This is a genomic window from Bradyrhizobium denitrificans (assembly GCF_013179005.1).
GTDB classification, from domain to species: domain Bacteria; phylum Pseudomonadota; class Alphaproteobacteria; order Rhizobiales; family Xanthobacteraceae; genus Bradyrhizobium; species Bradyrhizobium denitrificans.
Window position 1 is genome coordinate 1 of sequence record NZ_JABFDP010000005.1, and the last position, 17,251, is coordinate 17,251.

Sequence of the window (17,251 nt, forward strand, 5' to 3'; positions counted from 1 at the left end):
AGCGTGCCGCTCGGGTGGTCGGCCCGTTACCCCATCTACGGGGGCGTTCCTCGTGGCGGTCGGCTAGATCGGCTTGCCCGCATACGGCATCGACGCGGTCAGGCCGCCGTCGACCGGGAAGGCCTGGCCGTTGACGTAGGAGGCTTCATCGCTGGCGAGGAACAGGCCCATGGCGGCGATCTCGTGCGGCTGGCCGGCGCGCTTCAGCGGATTGAGCTGGCCGATCTTGCCCTCGGTGCCGCGCTCCTTGGCGCCGTCGAAGATCGGCTTGGTCATGCCGGTCTCGATCAGCCCCGGACAGACCGCGTTGATGCGCACGCCGGTGCCGGACAGCGAATAGGCCGTGGTCTGCACCAGGCTGATGACGCCGGCCTTGCTCGCCGCGTAGGGATGGCCCGAGGCACCGGACTTCAAACCAGCGACCGAGGCCGTGCAGACGATGGCGCCGCGCTGCTGGCGCACCATGTGCGGCATCGCGTATTTCACCGCCAGGAACGGGCCGATCAAATTGATGCGCAGGATCTCCTGCCAATGCTCGACCGTCTGCTCGGCGATCGGCTTGAGCCCGCCGGAGATGCCTGCATTGGCCCAGATCACGTCGAGCTTGCCGAAGGTCGCGACCGCGCGATCGATGAAGCCGGAGACGTCGGCCTCGGAGCCGGCGTCGGCGAGCACGGCTTCGGCGATGCCGCCCTGCTGCTTGACGAGCTCGACCGTCTCCTTGACGGCCTCGCTGCGATCGACCGCGATGAGCCGCGCGCCTTCGCGTGTGAACAGCAGCGATGCGGCGCGGCCGATGCCACTGCCGGCGCCGGTGATGATGACGGATTTTCCCTCAAGACGGCCCATGTTTCCTCCTGCTTCGTTGTTGATCAGTTGCGTGCCGCGCAACGGAATTCAAACGCCGTTTCAAACGCGCTGAGATCGCGATGCGGCTTGAGACGATCTGGGCCTTCACGTACAGCGAGAGGCCAGCAGAGGGAAGGGTGAGCGATGACGGGTGATGGAAGCAAGCCTGCTGTGGTCACCACGCGCTGGTGGTGGGTGCGCCACGCGCCGGTGCGCAGCGACGGCGGCAACATCTACGGTCAGTCCGACATCGCCTGCGACACGTCCGATCGCGAGGTGTTCGCAGCGGTGGCCAAGATCCTGCCGCGCAGCGCGGTCTGGTATGCGAGCAACCTGATGCGCACGCACCAGACCGCCGAGGCGATCTGGCAGGCGGGTTTCCCGCGCCCCGCGACGATGATCCGGGAGGCCGCCTTTGCCGAGCAGCATCTCGGGCAATGGCAGGGCATGAATCGCGCCGCGTTCCTGGCCAGTCGTCCCGTGGGCAGCCATTGGTTCGCCGCCATCGATGAGCCGGCGCCGGGCGGCGAGAGCTACATGGATCTGTACACCCGCGTCACCGCCGCGATTGTGCGCATCACGGTGTCCGAGGCCGGCCGCGACATCATCGCCGTTGGCCATGGCGGCACCATCAAGGCAGCGGTGGGATTGGCGCTCGGCGGCCTCGTCGAGAAGGGCCTGGCCTTCGACATCGACAATTGCTCGGTGACCCGGCTCGATCATATCGCGAGCGGCGAGACCAGCCTATGGCGCCTGCCGATGGTCAATCAGCAGCCCTGGATCGCGGATGCCGCGCACCGTGCGATGCACCAGCCGGCCGGGCCGGAAGTGATGACGAGCAAGCTGGCGTGAGGGGACGGTGCTACACGCGTCATTCACGGACCTCGCTCGCCACACGGGCAGTGCACCCTCTCCCACAAGGGGAGAGGGCGCGGTCACTGGCATCGTCAACAAGTCGTGCCGACGGTGTGACGCTCTTTGAACAACCGCTAATAACCAGGAGGAACTTCCCATGACCCTGTTCGACATGACCGGCAAGGTCGCCGTCATCACCGGATCCACCCGCGGCATCGGGCTCGCGATTGCCGAGCGCATGGCCGAGCACGGCGCCAAGGTGGTGATCTCCTCGCGCAAGGCCGATGTCTGCGAGGCCGTCGCCAAGGAGATCAACGAGCGCTTCGGCGCCGGCACGGCGGCCGCGGTCGCCGCCAACATCTCCAGCAAGGAGAATTTGCAGAATCTCGTCGACGAGGCCAACCGCATCTACGGCCAGATCGACGTGCTGGTCTGCAACGCCGCGTCCAACCCGTATTACGGCCCGCTCGCCGGCATCTCCGACGATCAGTTCCGCAAGATTCTCGATAACAACATCGTCGCCAACAACTGGCTCATCAGCATGGTCGTGCCGCAGATGATCGCGCGCAAGGACGGCTCGATCATCATCGTCTCGTCGATCGGCGGCCTGAAGGGCTCGACCATCCTCGGCGCCTACGCGATCTCCAAGGCTGCCGACATGCAGCTGGCGCGCAATCTCGCCTGCGAATACGGCCCGCACAATGTGCGCGTGAATTGCATCGCGCCCGGCCTGATCAAGACCGACTTTGCGAAGGCGCTGTGGGACAATCCGGAGACCCTGAAGGCCTCGACCGCCCGGTCGCCGCTCTTGCGCATCGGCATCCCCGACGAGATCGCCGGCGCCGCGGTATTCCTCGGCTCGGCGGCCGGCAATTTCATGACCGGCCAGACCATGGTGATCGACGGCGGCGCGACGATCAGTTGAGGCAAGCCGTGGGTGTGGCCGGCGGTGCGGCTACACCCACCAACGTCGTCCCGGCGAACGCCGGGACCCAACCCGCGTGATCTGTCGAGGGACGTCACTGCCAGTTGCCTGTCACATTCCCGGCGGTGGTTATGGGTCCCGGCGTTCGCCGGGACGACAGCTGTGGTCGTCGCGCCACCACGGCAGACGATGGTCCTGCGTGTACCGGAACAGCGAGGGGGCCGCCGCCTTCACTCCACCGCCGCGTACACCACGTCGCGCACCAGCGTGCGCAGATAGTCCCGCTGCCCTGGCGCCTGGGCCATGAAGACGCAGAACAGCTCCTCTTTCGGATCGATCCAGAAGAACGTGCCGGCGATGCCGCTCCAGAAGAAGGTGCCGGGCGAGCCGGGGAAGGGGGCGATGCCGGCCTCGCGGCGGACGGCGAAGCCGAGGCCGAAGCCGTGACCGGGCGACAGCAGGGTACCGACCGTCTTCACGTCGGGACCGAGATGGTCGGAGGCCATCAGCTCCAGGGTCTTGCGGCCGACCAGCCTTGTCCCATCGAGGCTGCCCTTGTTGAGCAGCATCGCGCAGAAGCGGGCATAGTCCATGGTGGTTGCGACCAGGCCGCCGCCGCCGGATTCCATCACCGGCTGCTCGGTCATCTTGAACACATTGACCGCCTCGCCGGTCCAGGGATCCTTGGCGAACGGCTCGGCGAGCCGGCCGGCATTGGCCTCGCTCGTGAAGAAGCCGGTCTCGTTCATGCCGAGCGGCGACAGGATGCGCGCCGACAGGAACGCCCCGAGTGACTGGCCCGCGACGACCTCGATGATCCGTCCGAGAATGTCGGTCGAGCGGCTGTAGTTGAACTCGGCGCCCGGCTGGCAGATCAGCGGCAGACCGCCGACGATCGAAGCGTGCTCGGCATTGCTGATCTTGCGGCTGCGCACCCGCGATTGCTGGTAGAGCTGGTGCACCGGCGAGGAGCCCGTGTGCTCATAGGCCAGGCCCGAGGTGTGGCGCAGCAGGTCCTGTACCGTCATCGGCTGGGCGACCGGCACCAGCTCGAGCTTGCCGGCCTTGTCGATGCCGACCTTCTGGTCGGCGAATTCCGGGATGAACTTGGCGACGGGATCGGACAGCAACAACTCGCCGTCCTCGACCAGCATCATGATCCCCAGTGAAACGATCGGCTTGGTCATCGAGAAGATACGGAAGATCGAATCCGGCCGCATCGGTATGTCCGAGTCCGGCGCCTGGCGGCCGATGGCGTCGAACCAGCCGATCCGGCCGCGCCGGCCGACCAACAGGGTGGCGCCGGGGAGGGTTCCCTTGTCGACCTCGCGCTTGAAGGCATCCGAGGCCCGCTGCAGCCGCGCGGTCGAGAGACCGAGAGCCTCCGGCCGATCATCGGGCAGCGGGGGGCTCAGGGAGCGCAGCGCGGAAAAGGGCACGCTGGGGGCGGCGGTGGACGGGGTCATGGGCTCTCCCTGGGGCAATGTTGTCGCTTTGCATCAAGTCTGGCGCGGAAGTTGTGGTCTGACCAGTCGATTTGTCCCATTGCACCCTTGCATTGGAGGGGAGGTCTATGCTTGAAAGCGCCCGAACCGGCGACGCAGTCCCGGCTCGCTAGGAGTGTAGCTCAATTGGTAGAGCACCGGTCTCCAAAACCGGGGGTTGGGAGTTCGAGCCTCTCCACTCCTGCCAGCTAAGTCTCTGATATCCTGAAACATTTGGTCCCGCATGGTCTGGCGCTCGCCAGCCATTCGCGCAAGCCAGCGTGACCGCGTCGGGTTGAGCCTGGCTCAGCAGGGCACGAACATCGGCACGCGCTGGCCGTCGGCGCTTGGCACGAACTGCACCCGCACCGGCTGTCCTATGCGCAGGCTGTCGAAATCGTCGGTCAGGATGTTGGTCAGCATGATCGGCCCCTCGGCCAGCTCGACATAGGCGATGCAGTAGGGCGGCTGAGCCCGCGGCAACACGCTGAACGCGTACAACGTGCCGGTGCCGCTGGCCTCGAACCACTCGGTGTTGAAGCTGCCGGTGAAGGGACTGTGCAGGCGAGGATAATGATAGGCGCGGCCGGTGTCGCAGCAGCGGCGCAGCAGCAGGCGGCCCTCATTGGCGGCGGCCCAGTATTCCGCCGTCTCGGGCCAGACCTGTGGCGATGGCGGGATGCGAGTGTCCATGCTCTAGGCCTCTCGTTCCAGGATCAGGGTGGCGCTGCCGTGCCGCGCGCCGAGTTGGCCGCCCGTGCCATGCGCCAGCGCCAAGCGGCAGTCGCGCACCTGCACGGCAGGGTGGGCTTCGCCACGCAACTGGCGAACGGCCTCGATGACCTTGGTCATTCCGCCGCGATTGCCCGGGTGGTTGCTGCACAGGCCGCCACCGTCGGTGTTGACCGGCAGCCGACCCACGCCGCTGATCAGGCCGCCATCGGCCACGAAGCGGCCGCCTTCACCAGCCGCGCAGAAGCCGAGATTCTCAAGTTGCACAAGCACCGTGATGGTGAAGCTGTCGTACAGCGAGGCGTACTGAATGTCGCTCGGGCTGACGCCGGCCTGGGCGAAGGCTTCGCGGCCTGTCTGGACCGCGCCGGAAGCCAGGATGTCGAAGTAGCCGCCATTCAGATGCTTGACCGCGAAGCCTGTCCCGATCGGCGTGACCAACGGGCGCGTCAGGCTGCGCGCTATCTCGGGATGCACCACCACCAGCGCGCCTCCGCCGTCGCTGATCACGCAGCAATCCAGCCGGTGCAGCGGTGTGGCGACGATCGGCGAGTCCAGCACGTCCTGCACGGACACGACCTTGCGCAGCATGGCGTGGGGATTGTGCTGCGCGTGATGCGAGGCGGCGACCTTGATCCAGGCCAGTTGCTCCGCGGTGGTGCCGTGCTGGTGCATGTGGCGCATCGCGCACATGCCGTAGACATTGGTGACGACCGGACCGTAAGGCGCCTCGAACTGGGCCTCGGCCGCCGTCTGCGCCTGTTGGCGGTGGCTCGCCTCGGGCGAGACCTTCTCGGCGCGCGGGCGTCCGGCCTGGGTGATCAGCGCGACGCGGCACTTGCCGGCAGCGATCGCCTGCACGGCGTGCGCCACATGATTGAGGTAGGCCGATCCCCAGCTCTCCGTCGTGTCCAGGTGTCGCAGCCTGAGCCCGAGATACTCGACCATCGACAGCGGACCGGCACCTTGGGCATCCCAGCCGGGCACATCGCCGGCGCAGAAATAGCCGTCGACGTCCTGCCACGACAGCCCGGCATCGGCCAGCGCGCCTGCCGCGACCTCGGCGTGCAGCTGCCCAAGTGATTTGTCCACGGCGTGGCGCGTGGGGTGTTCATAGGCGCCGACGATGTAGGCCTGTCCCTTGAGTGACATGGGGTCAGCCCTGCGTCCGCTGGCGGCGCTGCGTCTGGGGCTGGAGCGGCGTCCTGCTCAGAGCCATGCTGTGATGGGGCATCGGAGTCCTCCGGAAGCATTCACTGCGTGACGATCAGCGCGTCCAACGCGACCACGCCCTGTCCGCGGCCGTAGGCGACCAGCGGGTTGATGTCGACTTCCGTCACCTCGGGATATTGCAGCATGAGCTGGCCGAGCAGCGCGATCACGTCGGCGACAGCATCGAGATCGATGGGGGGCGCGCCGCGGAAGCCGTCGAGCAGCTTGGCGGCCTTCAGACGGCGCAGCCGTTCGATGATCGCCGCGCGCGGCAGGTCGGGCGCGAGCAACTGCACGTCGCCCAGCGCTTCGACCCAGATGCCGCCGAGACCGACCATCAGGATCGGGCCCCATTGCGCGTCGCGGCTTGCGCCGACGACCAGCTCCAGGCCCCGCTCGCCCATCTTCTCGACCAGTGCGCCATCGAGCACCAGGCCGGGTTGGGCGCGCGCGACGTTGTCATGCAGCCGCTGCCAGGCTGCACGCAACGCCGTTTCGTCGGCGATGTTCAGCAACACGCCACCGACCTCGCTCTTATGCGCCAGTGTGGCCGCCTGCGCCTTGAGCGCGACCGGATAGCCGATGTCGGCGGCGATGCGCGCCGCATCGTCGGGGCTGGTGGCCAGCGCGCCGGCCGGAACTCGCACGCCAAGGCGGGCGAGCAACTGCTTGCCGACCCATTCGGCCTGCGTGCCGCGGCCCAGGCCCAGCGGACCTTCGATGCGTGCAGGCTTCACGGCATCGGCTCCGCCTGCGGCGGCGCGCCAACGCCCGAATCGCGTGACGCGGGCCAGCGCCCGCAGCGCGCGCTCGGGTGAGCGCATCACGATCGCACGGCGTTGCCGCGCCTCCTCGATGAAGGCCGGCGGCAATGGATCGTCCTCGTTCTGCATCACGAGGATGGAAGGCTTGCTGCTGCCTTCGATGCCTTCCAGGTATTGCCGCAGCCAGACCACAGCGGTGTCGTCTCCAGGCATGGGCAGCGACACCAGCAGGCTGCCCAGCTGGGCGTCGGCCAGCAGCGCGCTGATGCCGAGCGAGATCAGCTCGGGCTTCCAGGCGACCAAGGTGCCGAGGTCGAGGGGGTTGCGCGGCGGGGTGTACACCGGCAGGTGTTCGCGCAGCTGCTCGGCCTGCTGGGCCGATAGCGCGGGCAGGTCCAGGGCGAGCGGCTCCACATAGTCCTGCGTGATCCCGCACAGCGCGCCGGAGGCGGTGACCAGGCCGAGACCGCCGGTCGGTGCATGCGGATAACGTAGCAGCAATTGGCCGAGGTCGATGGCCTCTTCCAGACTGTCGACCGTCACCACGCCGACGTGATCGAGCATAAGCTGCATGGCCGCATGATTGCCGGCCAGCGCGCCCGTATGAGACTGCGCCGCGGCCTGCGAACGCTCGCTGCGGCCCGGATGCAGCAGCACCACCGGCTTGCCCGTCGTCCGTGCACGCCGGGTCGCGGCCAGAAAGTCCGGCGCACTGCGGATCTGCTCGGCATAGACCACGATGGATCCGGTGTGTGCGTCGTCGACGAAGAAGTCGATCATCTCGGCAAGACCCAGCTGGGCCTCATTGCCGGTGGTCATCATGTATGACAGCGGCACGCCGCGCATGCGCAGGGATGTTGCGAGATGAGCGCCGATGCCGCCGCTTTGCGCGACCACCGCCACCGCGGGGCCGGCGGCGGGATCCAGCCTTGGTGGCAGATTCTGCTCGACCATGAAGACGTGGAAGGCGTCGACATAGTTGAAATAGCCGACGGTGTTCGGCCCCAACAAAGCAAGGCCACCGTCGCGCGCCACGTCACCGATGCGGCGCTGCTGCTCCCGACCCTGTTCGCCCATCTCAGCGAAGCCCGAGGCGAAACAGATCGCGCCGCGGACCCGGCGCGCGACGCAGGCCTCGATGCCGGCCAGGACAGCATCGGCCGGCAGCATCAGGATGGCCAAGTCCACGCCCTCCGGGAGCTCCGACACCTCGGTGAGCACCGGATAGCCCATGATCTCGCCGCCGCTGCGGCCGACGAGATGAATCGCGCCGGTGTAGCCGCCTTGCAGCAGGTTGCCCAGCACCACCTGGCCGGCGGAGCCGGGCTTGGCGGACATGCCGATGATGGCCACCGATGTGGGCCGGAAGATCGCGGCGAGGCTTGGGCGCGGGGAAACACCGGGTGCGGCAGGATCTTGGGTGTGTGGCGTCATATCGAAATCCTCCCGGGTCTTGTGTTTTGGTGTTTGATAGGGTCAGGCTGGACCAACCTTGGCGGCCCGCTTGTTCAGGAAGGCGTTGACGCGTTCCTTCGCCTCGGGCGCACTCTGGGTCACCGTTGCCATCAAGGCCTCGGTCATCAGGCCGTGCGACATCGGCTGCTCGGCAATCAGCGGCAGCGCGTTGAGGATGGCGAAATTGGACAGCGGGGCGTTGGCGGCGATGCGTTCGGCCAGCTCGCGCGCCTTGCGCATGCCTTCGCCGGGGGGCACCACGTAGTGCGCCAAGCCGATCGCGTGGCCTTCACGCGCATCGACCACATGGCCCGTGAGCATCATCTCGGTGACCCGCGAGAAGCCGATCAGCTTGCTGACGCGAACCGAGCCGCCGCCGCCGAGGAAGATGCCGCGCTGGCCCTCAGGGAGTGCGAAATAGGCGCTTTCCTCGGCAATGCGCACATGCAGACAGGACGCCAGCTCCAACCCGCCGCCAACGACCGCGCCTTGCAGCACGCCGATCACCGGCACCCGACCGAATTGGATCTTCGAGAACACCTCGTACCAGGCGAACGAATGTTGCAGGCCGTCGGCCGTATCGGCATCCGACAATTCCGACAGGTCGAGGCCGGCGCTGAAATGCGGACCAGCTCCGGCAACAATGGCCACGCGCACACTGGCGGGCAGTTCGGCAAAGCAAGCGCGCAGACGCTCGATCACACTCAGGCTGAGAGCATTGCGCTTCTCGGGCCGGTTGAGCACGATGGTGGCAACGGGACCATCGATATCGAGGGTCACCAAGCGGGTCTCGTCGGGAGTCGGTACGTTCAAGGCTGGCTTCTCCGGTTGGGGCATGGCCTGATTGCGGCCACGGCAAATGGATCGCTCACCGCCAAGCGGATCGAACGCGCGCCATGCGCGGACTGTCTTCGGGTTCAGGCTGGGGATCAGACAGGAGGCGGATAAGTCCGGCATTTCCTGCCGCTCGCCCCGAAGCAAGCGGCGTCCTGACGCCGATCCGCTGCACAGGTGCCCGGCATCAGCGACCAGCTGACAGCCACGCGCAAGCCAGCCAAAGCAGCGCGGCTTGCCAAAAGCTGGCAGTCGGGCGCTAGTTTCGACGCGGTCCTGACCACCATCATGGACACAACCATACCGTTAGCTTGGATTACTGTTTACCTGGTAAACATTAATGCCGGTAAATTTATACGTCAAGCCCCGGAGTCGGAGTCGCCTTAGTGGAATCGAAACGAGCCAAGGACGCAGCGCATGCTGTGCAAACGGAACGAGGGGCACGTCGCTCGCTCCAAGCGATCGGGCGGGCCGAGATGTCCGACGGCGGTGCTGGGCCTGCGGAATTGGACCTGCGGCAGGACTCCCTCGGCTATGCCATCAAGCGCGCACAGGTGCGCACCTACGAGGTGCTGTTTGCCACCCTTGGCCCGGACGCGATTTCACCGGCACGGATGACGGCTCTGTCCATCATCGGCGCGCAGCCGGGCATCAACCAGTCGGCGCTGGCCGAGCAGCTTCGCGTCACCCGCCCGAGCATGGTGAAGGTGATCGACAGTCTTGAGGGGCTCGGCCTGGTGGAGCGTCGCGCGATCCCGGGAGACCGCCGCAGCTACTCGCTGGCGCTCACCGAGCAGGGACGACGCGAACTGCGCGACATGCACGAAAAGACTCGGCAGTACGAGGCACGCATTGCCGAGCGCTTGACGGCACAGGAGCGCGCCCTGTTGATCTCATTGCTGGAGAAGGTCGCGGTGTCCGCGGTCCCGCCATCCGCGCCAGAGCTTGCGGCGGGCAAAGCGGAAGACCAGGGACCTTAGCGCGGTGATATGGCCGGCCCGCAACGGGTGCAGCCGGCCACGCCAACCTCATTCTTCACGTCAAACCTAGTTCTTCACATACGGACAGTTGCCGTCCTTCAGCGGCCGGAACGCCTGGTCGCCGGGGACCTCGGCCAGCACCTTGTAATAGTCCCACGGGCCTTTCGATTCCTCCGGCTTCTTGACCTCGAACAGGAACATCGAATGCACCATGCGGCCGTCCTCGCGCAGCACGCCGTTGTCGGTGAAGGCGTCGCGCACCGGGGTCTCGCGCATCTTGGCGAGCACCGGCTTGGTGTCGCGGATGCCGGCGGCCTTGACGGCGTTGAGATAGTGCAGGGTGGCGCTGTAGGTCGCCGCCTGGTTCATGGTCGGCATCCGCTTCATCTTGTCGAAGAACTTCTTGCCGAAGGCGCGGGTGCGGTCGTTCAGATCCCAGTAATAGGCCTCGGTGATGATCAGGCCCTGCGCCAGCTTCAGGCCGAGGCTGTGGATGTCGGAGATGAACATCACGATGCCGGCGAGGTTCTGGCCGCCGGCGACGATGCCGAACTCGGCCGCCTGCTTGATGGTGTTGATGGTGTCGCCGCCGCCATTGGCCATGCCGATGATCTTGGCCTTGGAGGCCTGCGCCTGCAGCAGGAAGGACGAGAAGTCCTGGTTGTTGAGCGGATGGCGGGCGCTGCCGACCACGGTGCCGCCGGCCGCGCGCACGACGTCGCCGGTGTCGCGCTCGATCGAATGGCCGAACAGATAGTCGGCGGTGATGAAGAACCAGCTGGTGCCGCCATTCTTGACGATGGCGCTGCCGACCGTATGCGCGTTGCCGTAGGTGTCGTAGGTCCAGTGCACGGTATAGGGCGAGCACGACTTGCCGGTGATGTCGGAGCTTGCGGCGTCCGTCACGATCATCAGCTTCTCGAACTGTTTCGACATCTCCATGCCGGCGAGCGCCGTCGCCGAGGTCGGCATGTCGATGATCATGTCGACGCCTTCGTTCTCATACCATTTGCGCGCGATCGAGGCGGCGATGTCGGCCTTGTTCTGCGGATCGGCGCTGATCACCTCGATCGGCTTGCCGAACATGGTGCCGCCGAACTCCTCGACGGCGAGCTTGGTCGCCTCCAGATTGCCTTGGCCGCCGATGTCCGAATAGACCGATGAGAAGTCGCTGAGGACGCCGATCTTGAGGGGCGCCTGGGCGCGGGCAGGGGCGGCGGTGAGGGCGAGCGCGGCAAGGCTGAGAGCGGCGAGGCTGAGACCAGCAAGACTGACGGCGGCAAGATGCGTCCGTCCCTTGCGCGGGGCAAAGGTCATTTGTTTCCTCCTGATTATTCTTGTGCCGATGAGCATGAGCGGGTGGCGCAGGTCCGGCAAGAGCCGGAACTGCTCCGCCACGGGCATTTCGTCGCGGCACCTGCTCAACCTGCCGCCCTGCGGAAATGGCGCCCCACGACACGAAAAACCGGCGTGAGGCGGGACAGACGGGGCCTGCCATGGAGGGGATGTGCAGGCCGGGGCTGCCCATATCTTGACCTTTGGCCGGTCCGACAGTAGATGTTGTGCACCTGCAGCCGGCCCGTGGAACGCGGATATCCGGCGCGGCTTTTTCACTCCCCGAACAAGCGAGCCCGTGTATCGGCTCATCTCTCCGACAAGAGGGTGGGCTAAGGACGGCTGTTCGGTTTTCCCTGTAAACTCTTCAATCGTCTGATGACGGACGCGGACCCCTGACGATGGCTATCAGCCCGTTCAAATTTCTGCAGGAAGTGCGCTCGGAGACCGCCAAGGTCACCTGGCCGAGCCGCCGCGAGGTCACGATCACCACGATCATGGTGTTCGTGATGGTGGCGCTGGCTTCGATCTTCTTCTTCGCCGCCGATCAGATCATCCGCTACCTCATCACCCTCGTGCTGGGCATTCACTGATGGCAACCGCAACGCATTCGTCCGACAAGCGCTGGTACATCGTCCACGCCTATTCGAACTTCGAGAAGAAGGTCGCCGAGTCGATCCGCGAGCAGGCCAAGCAGCGCAACCTCGAGGACCTGTTCGAGCAGGTCCTGGTGCCGCTCGAGAAGGTCACCGAAGTGCGCCGCGGCCGCAAGATCGACGCCGAGCGCAAGTTCTTCCCCGGCTATGTGCTGGTGAAGATGAAGCTGACCGACGAGGCGTTTCACCTGATCAAGAACACGCCCAAGGTGACCGGCTTCCTCGGCGCCGAGAACAAGCCGATGCCGATCTCCGAGAGCGAGGCGATGCGCATCCTGAATCAGATGCAGGAAGGCGTGGAGCGGCCGAAATCCTCGGTGTCGTTCGAGATCGGCGAGAATGTGCGCGTCGCCGATGGCCCGTTCGCCTCGTTCTCCGGCGTGGTCGAGGAAATCGACGAGGCCCGCTCGCGGGTCAAGGTCGCCGTGTCGATCTTCGGCCGCGCCACCCCGGTCGAGCTCGAATTCAACCAGGTCGAGAAGATCGTCGGCTGACGCCGGCCATCAGCTCTCGCCGTCATTCCGGGGCAGCCCGAAGGGCTGAGCCCGGAACCCATACCCCAAGGCGGGGATTGGACGGCGAAGTGCCACCTCCGGCGTGCCTCGAACCACGCTCCGTGGCTATGGATTCCGGGCTCGCCCTTGCGGGCGCCTCAAATGACGGGAAGAGGATGTTCAGCCCTCAACCCTTTCCTTTTCGTCCGATCTCGTGTATCGGGCGCGCTTCGCTCCCCGAATGGGGGGCGATTTCGTTCGTGGGAGGCGTGACCGGCTTTGCCAGCTGGATCCAGCGCGCCGGACCACGGTCCCAAACCTCGCTTTCGGGTTTTGTCGCCCGGCGGCGGTGCGTTCGCATCAGGCAGAATCGCGAACGCGTTGGAGAGTCATAATGGCAAAGAAAGTAACCGGTTACCTGAAGCTTCAGGTTCCGGCCGGCGCGGCCAACCCGTCGCCGCCGATCGGCCCCGCGCTGGGTCAGCGCGGTCTCAACATCATGGAGTTCTGCAAGGCGTTCAACGCCCAGACCCAGAAGGAAGAGAAGAACACCCCGATCCCGGTGGTCATCACCATTTATGCGGACCGGTCCTTCACCTTCGAGATGAAGACCCCTCCGATGTCCTACTTCCTCAAGCAGGCTGCAAAGATCCAGTCGGGCTCCAAGGCCCCGGGTCGCGACAAGGCCGGCAAGGTGACCAAGGCGCAGGTGCGCGAGATCGCCGAGAAGAAGATGAAGGACCTGAATTGCGACTCGATCGAGTCGGCCATGAAGATGGTCGAGGGCTCTGCCCGCTCGATGGGTCTGGAAGTTGCGGGGTAAGCGCCATGGCGATCGGAAAGCGTTTGAAGAAGGCCCGCGAGGGCATCGACCGCACCAAGCTGTATCCGCTTGCTGACGCGATCAAGATGATCAAAGAGCGCGCGGTGTCGAAGTTCGACGAGACCATCGAGGTCGCGATCAATCTCGGCGTCGATCCGCGTCACGCCGACCAGATGGTCCGTGGCGTCGTGATGCTGCCGAACGGCACCGGCCGTACGCTCCGCGTCGGCGTGTTCGCCCGCGGCGCGAAGGCCGAGGAAGCCAAGGCCGCTGGTGCCGACGTGGTCGGCGCTGAGGACCTGGTCGAGAAGGTGCAGAACGGCAATATCGATTTCGACCGCTGCATCGCCACCCCCGATATGATGCCGCTGGTCGGCCGTCTCGGTAAGGTGCTCGGTCCGCGCGGCATGATGCCGAACCCGAAGATCGGTACCGTGACCATGGACGTCGCCGGCGCCGTCAAGGGGGCCAAGGGCGGTTCGGTCGAGTTCCGCGTCGAGAAGGCCGGCATCATCCAGGCCGGCGTCGGCAAGGCCTCGTTCGCCGAGGACAAGCTGGTCGAGAACATCAAGGCGCTGGCGGACGCGGTCGTGAAGGCCAAGCCGGCAGGCGCCAAGGGCACCTATGTCCAGCGCGTCGCCGTGTCGTCGACGATGGGCCCGGGCGTCAAGGTCGAGCCGGGCACCGTGCTGGCGTAAGCCGACGGACACTGGCAGATAAGCAGGGCGGGATCGTTCATCGGTCCCGCCCTTCGCATTTGGTGGTACCCAACGACATGCCCGACAAGGTCCTGATCTATTCCCGCCTGCCGAAGTCAATGACCCAGCGCTTCGCCGACCGCTTCGACCTGCTCGACAGCGGCGGCCGACCTGCGCACGAGGTGTTTCCGGCTGAAGAGATGGCGCAGATCCGGGCGCTGATCACGGCTGGTGGCACGCCGCTCGGGGCGGCCGACATGGACCGGTTGCCGTCGTTGGGGGCCATCGTCTGCTACGGCACCGGCTATGACGGGGTCGATCTCAAGGCCGCGGCTGCCCGCAACATCGCAGTCGGCCACAGCCCGGGCGCCAATGCTGCGGCGGTCGCCGACGTCGCGGTCATGCTGATGCTGGCGACCACGCGGCGGCTGGTGGTCGCCGATCGCTATGTCCGCGACGGCAGTTGGGCTGAGGCCAAGCCGTCGCCGCTGATGAAGCCGCCGCCGAGCCTCGGCGGCTGTAAGGTCGGCGTCTATGGCATGGGCGCGATCGGCCGCAAGATCGCCGCCCGTGTCGCCGCGTTCGAGACCGACATCGGCTATTTCAGCCGCACCCGCTACGATGACCTGCCGTACCGATATTTCCAAAGCCTCGATGCGCTCGCGGAATGGTGCACCGTGCTGATGATCGCGGTCCGCGCTGGCGCCGAAACCACCCATGCGGTCAACGCCGACCTTCTGAAGAAGCTCGGTCCGGACGGTCATGTCGTCAACATCTCGCGCGGCTCGGTCATCGACCAGGCCGCGCTGCTGTCGGCGCTCAAGGACGGCAGTATCGCGGGGGCCGGCCTGGACGTGTTCGAGGCCGAACCTCATGTGCCGGATGAACTGACCGCGCAGCCGAACCTGGTGGTGACACCTCATATTGGCGGCAACACCCGCGAGGCGCATGTTGCGATGCAGGCCTGCGTCGTCGCTAATCTTGCGGCGTTTTTCGCCGGCGAGAAGCTGCCATATCAGGTGAAGTCGTAAGTGGGCCGGGTCAAGTCCTGCCCCGGGCGATCAACGGGGCGCGGGGCAGTCGCGATCGCATCTGAGGGCTGGGGCAGGGCCGAGTCCCCTGTGAACCCACGAAACTGGTGCGAAATTTGCTCCCAGGGTCTTGGCAAGTCGCCATCGACCCGTTAAAGAACCGTCTTCCAGGCGGGCCGGCTGTTGCTGGCGCGCCTGTGCGTGCATTCCGAAAGACTTGGAGAGGGCCAGAATTCCTTTTGAGGATATCCGTCAGGATGACTCGGAAGGAAGACGGATCTTCTGCTCTCGAAATGCCGCAGGGGAGGTCGGTCCGCCGATCACCCCGATCCTGTCCGAGACTGCAGGCGCCAGCGCGGAAATGCAATTTCCTCAATGGCTTAATCGTATGGCCTGCATAGACGGGTGAAGACCGGATTTCGGCATGTTCACTGCGGATCGCGGTGGCATGCAGGTTTGGTTCGAACCTCGACACTCCGCGAGCTCATGGGCTTTGCCTAGGCTTTCGGAAGGGCAGGCTAATCGTCGCCGTCTTGCCTTGCGTGTCCTCGGGGTTATCCGTCCGGAGGTCAGGTGTGGTGGGGCGGCGGGTGCAACCCGGCGGTCCCGCCCTTGGGCTAAGGTCTTGGGCGAAGGCCGCCAACCGGAGAGAGCTTGCTGTGGAACGAGCGGCAAAGAAAGAGGCGGTCGAGCAGCTGCACGAGGTCTTCAAGACCACGGGCGTTGCCGTCGTCGCTCACTATTCCGGCCTCACCGTGGCCCAGATGCAGAACCTGCGCAAGCAGATGAAGCAGGCTGGCGCGTCGGTGAAGGTCTCGAAGAACCGTCTCGCCAAAATTGCTCTTGAAGGCACGGACGTCGTCGGCATCGGTCCCCTGTTGAAGGGGCCGACCGTGATCGCAACTTCGAACGATCCTGTCGCGGCGCCCAAGGTTGCCATCGAATTCGCCAAGGCGAACGAAAAGTTCGTCATCCTCGGCGGCTCGATGGGCTCAACCGTCCTGAATGTCGACAGCGTGAAGGCTCTGGCCTCGCTGCCGTCGCTGGACGAACTGCGCGGCAAGCTCGTCGGCCTGATCCAGGCCCCGGCGACCAAGCTGGCCCAGCTCGCCAACGCTCCCGCGGCCAAGGTCGCGCGCGTCATTCAGGCTCATGCCTCAAAGGGCGAAGCGGCCTGACGCCCTTCGCAAACACTCACAACCTGGTTTCGAACCGAACCAAATCAAGGAACTACATCAATGGCTGACCTGCAGAAGATCGTCGACGACCTCTCGGCCCTCACCGTTCTCGAGGCCGCTGAGCTCGCCAAGCTCCTGGAAGAGAAGTGGGGCGTGTCCGCCGCGGCTGCCGTGGCCGTCGCCGCTCCGGGCGCTGGTGGCGCCGCTGCCGCTCCGGCGGAAGAGAAGACCGAGTTCACCGTTGTCCTGGCTTCGGCCGGCGACAAGAAGATCGAGGTCATCAAGGAAGTTCGCGCCATCACCGGCCTGGGCCTGAAGGAAGCCAAGGACCTCGTCGAGGGTGCGCCGAAGCCGGTCAAGGAAGGCGTCAACAAGGACGAGGCCGAGAAGATCAAGGGTCAGCTCGAGAAGGCTGGCGCCAAGGTCGAGCTCAAGTAATCGGCGATCGCCTGTGGAGCGTCCCGTCATCTGCTGGCAGAGGCGGGGCTCTCCGGACGATTTTGGTGACCGGGCGGTAACATCGCCCGGTTACCTTGAAGGCCAAGATATTTGCGGGGGTGTCGGGATCGGCCGGAATCACTGCAAGAGGCGTGCAACGGAATCGTCCGCTGTGGGCCGTACACGGAAAAGTGTAGAGATTTGGGGGCTTCGTTCTCGAATCTCGGCTATTGTCAACCCATATTGGGTCGGCAGCACGAAAAGCCGGTTTTAGCGGTGGAGTGGCGTCTCCGTCGTAAGCCGTTGGGAGATAGGCAATTTCGGGCTTTTGCAGTCCGTGACGAGATGGTTGTGACGAGCGGGTGCGTCCTCGCGCCTCGCGCGTCGTTTTGCGTTTTGCTGGTCTGAAGAACAGATCTGGGACGTTTCCGTTCCGGGCCCTGGGCTCAGATCCTCGAAATGGATCGAAATTCAACCCGGAAGGGCGGCGGCAGCCGCTGTTTCGGAA

General features: G+C 65.5%; 17 protein-coding genes and 1 tRNA gene. 11 read left to right on the forward strand and 7 right to left on the reverse strand.

Features of this window, described 5'->3' with window-relative positions; genetic code table 11:
- Positions 1-63 precede the first annotated feature (63 nt).
- Entirely contained in the window at positions 64-849 is a 786-nt protein-coding gene (locus tag HL671_RS06085; RefSeq protein ID WP_012045068.1) for an SDR family NAD(P)-dependent oxidoreductase, read from the reverse strand.
- Between the two features lie 144 nt (positions 850-993).
- Here HL671_RS06085 and HL671_RS06090 point away from each other — a divergent pair, with 144 nt between their 5' ends.
- Entirely contained in the window at positions 994-1,701 is a 708-nt protein-coding gene (locus HL671_RS06090; protein WP_172235891.1) for a histidine phosphatase family protein, read from the forward strand.
- Positions 1,702-1,861: 160 nt separating this feature from the next.
- A complete protein-coding gene (locus HL671_RS06095) occupies positions 1,862-2,629 on the forward strand; it encodes an SDR family NAD(P)-dependent oxidoreductase (RefSeq protein ID WP_012045066.1) in 768 nt (255 codons plus the stop codon).
- A 230-nt stretch (positions 2,630-2,859) separates the two neighbouring features.
- Here HL671_RS06095 and HL671_RS06100 read toward each other — a convergent pair whose 3' ends face one another.
- The gene (locus HL671_RS06100; RefSeq protein WP_172235892.1) at positions 2,860-4,095 is read right to left on the reverse strand and encodes a serine hydrolase domain-containing protein; all 1,236 of its coding nucleotides are present in this window, start codon (positions 4,093-4,095) and stop codon (positions 2,860-2,862) included.
- A gap of 150 nt (positions 4,096-4,245) precedes the next feature.
- Here HL671_RS06100 and HL671_RS06105 point away from each other — a divergent pair.
- Positions 4,246-4,321, forward strand: a tRNA-Trp gene (locus HL671_RS06105).
- Between the two features lie 98 nt (positions 4,322-4,419).
- Here HL671_RS06105 and HL671_RS06110 read toward each other — a convergent pair.
- From HL671_RS06110 to HL671_RS06125, 4 genes are all read right to left on the reverse strand, one after another.
- Entirely contained in the window at positions 4,420-4,806 is a 387-nt protein-coding gene (locus HL671_RS06110) for a Zn-ribbon domain-containing OB-fold protein (protein ID WP_012045064.1), read from the reverse strand.
- Positions 4,807-4,809: 3 nt separating this feature from the next.
- Complete coding sequence (locus HL671_RS06115; RefSeq protein ID WP_172235893.1) at positions 4,810-5,997, reverse strand: thiolase domain-containing protein; 1,188 nt, start codon at positions 5,995-5,997, stop codon at positions 4,810-4,812.
- 101 nt (positions 5,998-6,098) lie between these two features.
- The gene (locus HL671_RS06120; protein ID WP_172235894.1) at positions 6,099-8,255 is read right to left on the reverse strand and encodes an acetate--CoA ligase family protein; all 2,157 of its coding nucleotides are present in this window, start codon (positions 8,253-8,255) and stop codon (positions 6,099-6,101) included.
- Between the two features lie 42 nt (positions 8,256-8,297).
- A complete protein-coding gene (locus HL671_RS06125; RefSeq protein ID WP_012045061.1) occupies positions 8,298-9,089 on the reverse strand; it encodes a crotonase/enoyl-CoA hydratase family protein in 792 nt (263 codons plus the stop codon).
- A 497-nt stretch (positions 9,090-9,586) separates the two neighbouring features.
- Here HL671_RS06125 and HL671_RS06130 point away from each other — a divergent pair, with 497 nt between their 5' ends.
- Positions 9,587-10,090, forward strand: coding sequence for a MarR family winged helix-turn-helix transcriptional regulator (locus HL671_RS06130; RefSeq protein ID WP_012045060.1), 504 nt, complete (start codon positions 9,587-9,589; stop codon positions 10,088-10,090).
- A 66-nt stretch (positions 10,091-10,156) separates the two neighbouring features.
- On the opposite strand, the gene HL671_RS06135 is transcribed toward HL671_RS06130, so the two are convergent.
- A complete protein-coding gene (locus HL671_RS06135; RefSeq protein ID WP_172235895.1) occupies positions 10,157-11,407 on the reverse strand; it encodes an ABC transporter substrate-binding protein in 1,251 nt (416 codons plus the stop codon).
- 419 nt (positions 11,408-11,826) lie between these two features.
- On the opposite strand from HL671_RS06135, the gene secE reads away from it, so the two are divergent.
- The 7 genes from secE (at position 11,827) to rplL (ending at position 16,743) form a co-directional block, all read left to right on the forward strand.
- Positions 11,827-12,018: a preprotein translocase subunit SecE gene (gene secE / locus HL671_RS06140; protein ID WP_041750849.1), complete on the forward strand. Its 192-nt coding sequence runs from the start codon at positions 11,827-11,829 to the stop codon at positions 12,016-12,018.
- Complete coding sequence (gene nusG / locus HL671_RS06145; protein ID WP_012045057.1) at positions 12,018-12,575, forward strand: transcription termination/antitermination protein NusG; 558 nt, start codon at positions 12,018-12,020, stop codon at positions 12,573-12,575. The genes secE and nusG overlap by 1 nt, the downstream gene beginning before the upstream one ends.
- 394 nt (positions 12,576-12,969) lie before the next feature.
- A complete protein-coding gene (gene rplK / locus HL671_RS06150; protein ID WP_012045056.1) occupies positions 12,970-13,398 on the forward strand; it encodes a 50S ribosomal protein L11 in 429 nt (142 codons plus the stop codon).
- A 5-nt stretch (positions 13,399-13,403) separates the two neighbouring features.
- Entirely contained in the window at positions 13,404-14,096 is a 693-nt protein-coding gene (gene rplA / locus HL671_RS06155; protein WP_012045055.1) for a 50S ribosomal protein L1, read from the forward strand.
- A gap of 77 nt (positions 14,097-14,173) precedes the next feature.
- On the forward strand, positions 14,174-15,127 hold the full coding sequence (locus HL671_RS06160; RefSeq protein ID WP_172235896.1) for a 2-hydroxyacid dehydrogenase: 954 nt from the start codon (positions 14,174-14,176) through the stop codon (positions 15,125-15,127).
- A gap of 659 nt (positions 15,128-15,786) precedes the next feature.
- On the forward strand, positions 15,787-16,305 hold the full coding sequence (gene rplJ / locus HL671_RS06165) for a 50S ribosomal protein L10 (RefSeq protein WP_008963452.1): 519 nt from the start codon (positions 15,787-15,789) through the stop codon (positions 16,303-16,305).
- 60 nt (positions 16,306-16,365) lie between these two features.
- A complete protein-coding gene (gene rplL, locus HL671_RS06170) occupies positions 16,366-16,743 on the forward strand; it encodes a 50S ribosomal protein L7/L12 (RefSeq protein WP_012045053.1) in 378 nt (125 codons plus the stop codon).
- The last annotated feature ends 508 nt before the right edge of the window (positions 16,744-17,251 follow it).

Excerpts from the sequence above, each read along its gene's own strand:
- HL671_RS06085 (WP_012045068.1), bottom strand. The coding sequence starts at position 849 with ATGGGCCGTCTTGAGGGAAAATCCGTCATCATCACCGGCGCCGGCAGT.
- HL671_RS06090 (WP_172235891.1), top strand. The coding sequence starts at position 994 with ATGACGGGTGATGGAAGCAAGCCTGCTGTGGTCACCACGCGCTGGTGG.
- HL671_RS06095 (WP_012045066.1), top strand. The coding sequence starts at position 1,862 with ATGACCCTGTTCGACATGACCGGCAAGGTCGCCGTCATCACCGGATCC.
- HL671_RS06100 (WP_172235892.1), bottom strand. The coding sequence starts at position 4,095 with ATGACCCCGTCCACCGCCGCCCCCAGCGTGCCCTTTTCCGCGCTGCGC.
- HL671_RS06110 (WP_012045064.1), bottom strand. The coding sequence starts at position 4,806 with ATGGACACTCGCATCCCGCCATCGCCACAGGTCTGGCCCGAGACGGCG.
- HL671_RS06115 (WP_172235893.1), bottom strand. The coding sequence starts at position 5,997 with ATGTCACTCAAGGGACAGGCCTACATCGTCGGCGCCTATGAACACCCC.
- HL671_RS06120 (WP_172235894.1), bottom strand. The coding sequence starts at position 8,255 with ATGACGCCACACACCCAAGATCCTGCCGCACCCGGTGTTTCCCCGCGC.
- HL671_RS06130 (WP_012045060.1), top strand. The coding sequence starts at position 9,587 with ATGTCCGACGGCGGTGCTGGGCCTGCGGAATTGGACCTGCGGCAGGAC.
- HL671_RS06135 (WP_172235895.1), bottom strand. The coding sequence starts at position 11,407 with ATGACCTTTGCCCCGCGCAAGGGACGGACGCATCTTGCCGCCGTCAGT.
- secE (WP_041750849.1), top strand. The coding sequence starts at position 11,827 with ATGGCTATCAGCCCGTTCAAATTTCTGCAGGAAGTGCGCTCGGAGACC.
- nusG (WP_012045057.1), top strand. The coding sequence starts at position 12,018 with ATGGCAACCGCAACGCATTCGTCCGACAAGCGCTGGTACATCGTCCAC.
- rplK (WP_012045056.1), top strand. The coding sequence starts at position 12,970 with ATGGCAAAGAAAGTAACCGGTTACCTGAAGCTTCAGGTTCCGGCCGGC.
- rplA (WP_012045055.1), top strand. The coding sequence starts at position 13,404 with ATGGCGATCGGAAAGCGTTTGAAGAAGGCCCGCGAGGGCATCGACCGC.
- HL671_RS06160 (WP_172235896.1), top strand. The coding sequence starts at position 14,174 with ATGCCCGACAAGGTCCTGATCTATTCCCGCCTGCCGAAGTCAATGACC.
- rplL (WP_012045053.1), top strand. The coding sequence starts at position 16,366 with ATGGCTGACCTGCAGAAGATCGTCGACGACCTCTCGGCCCTCACCGTT.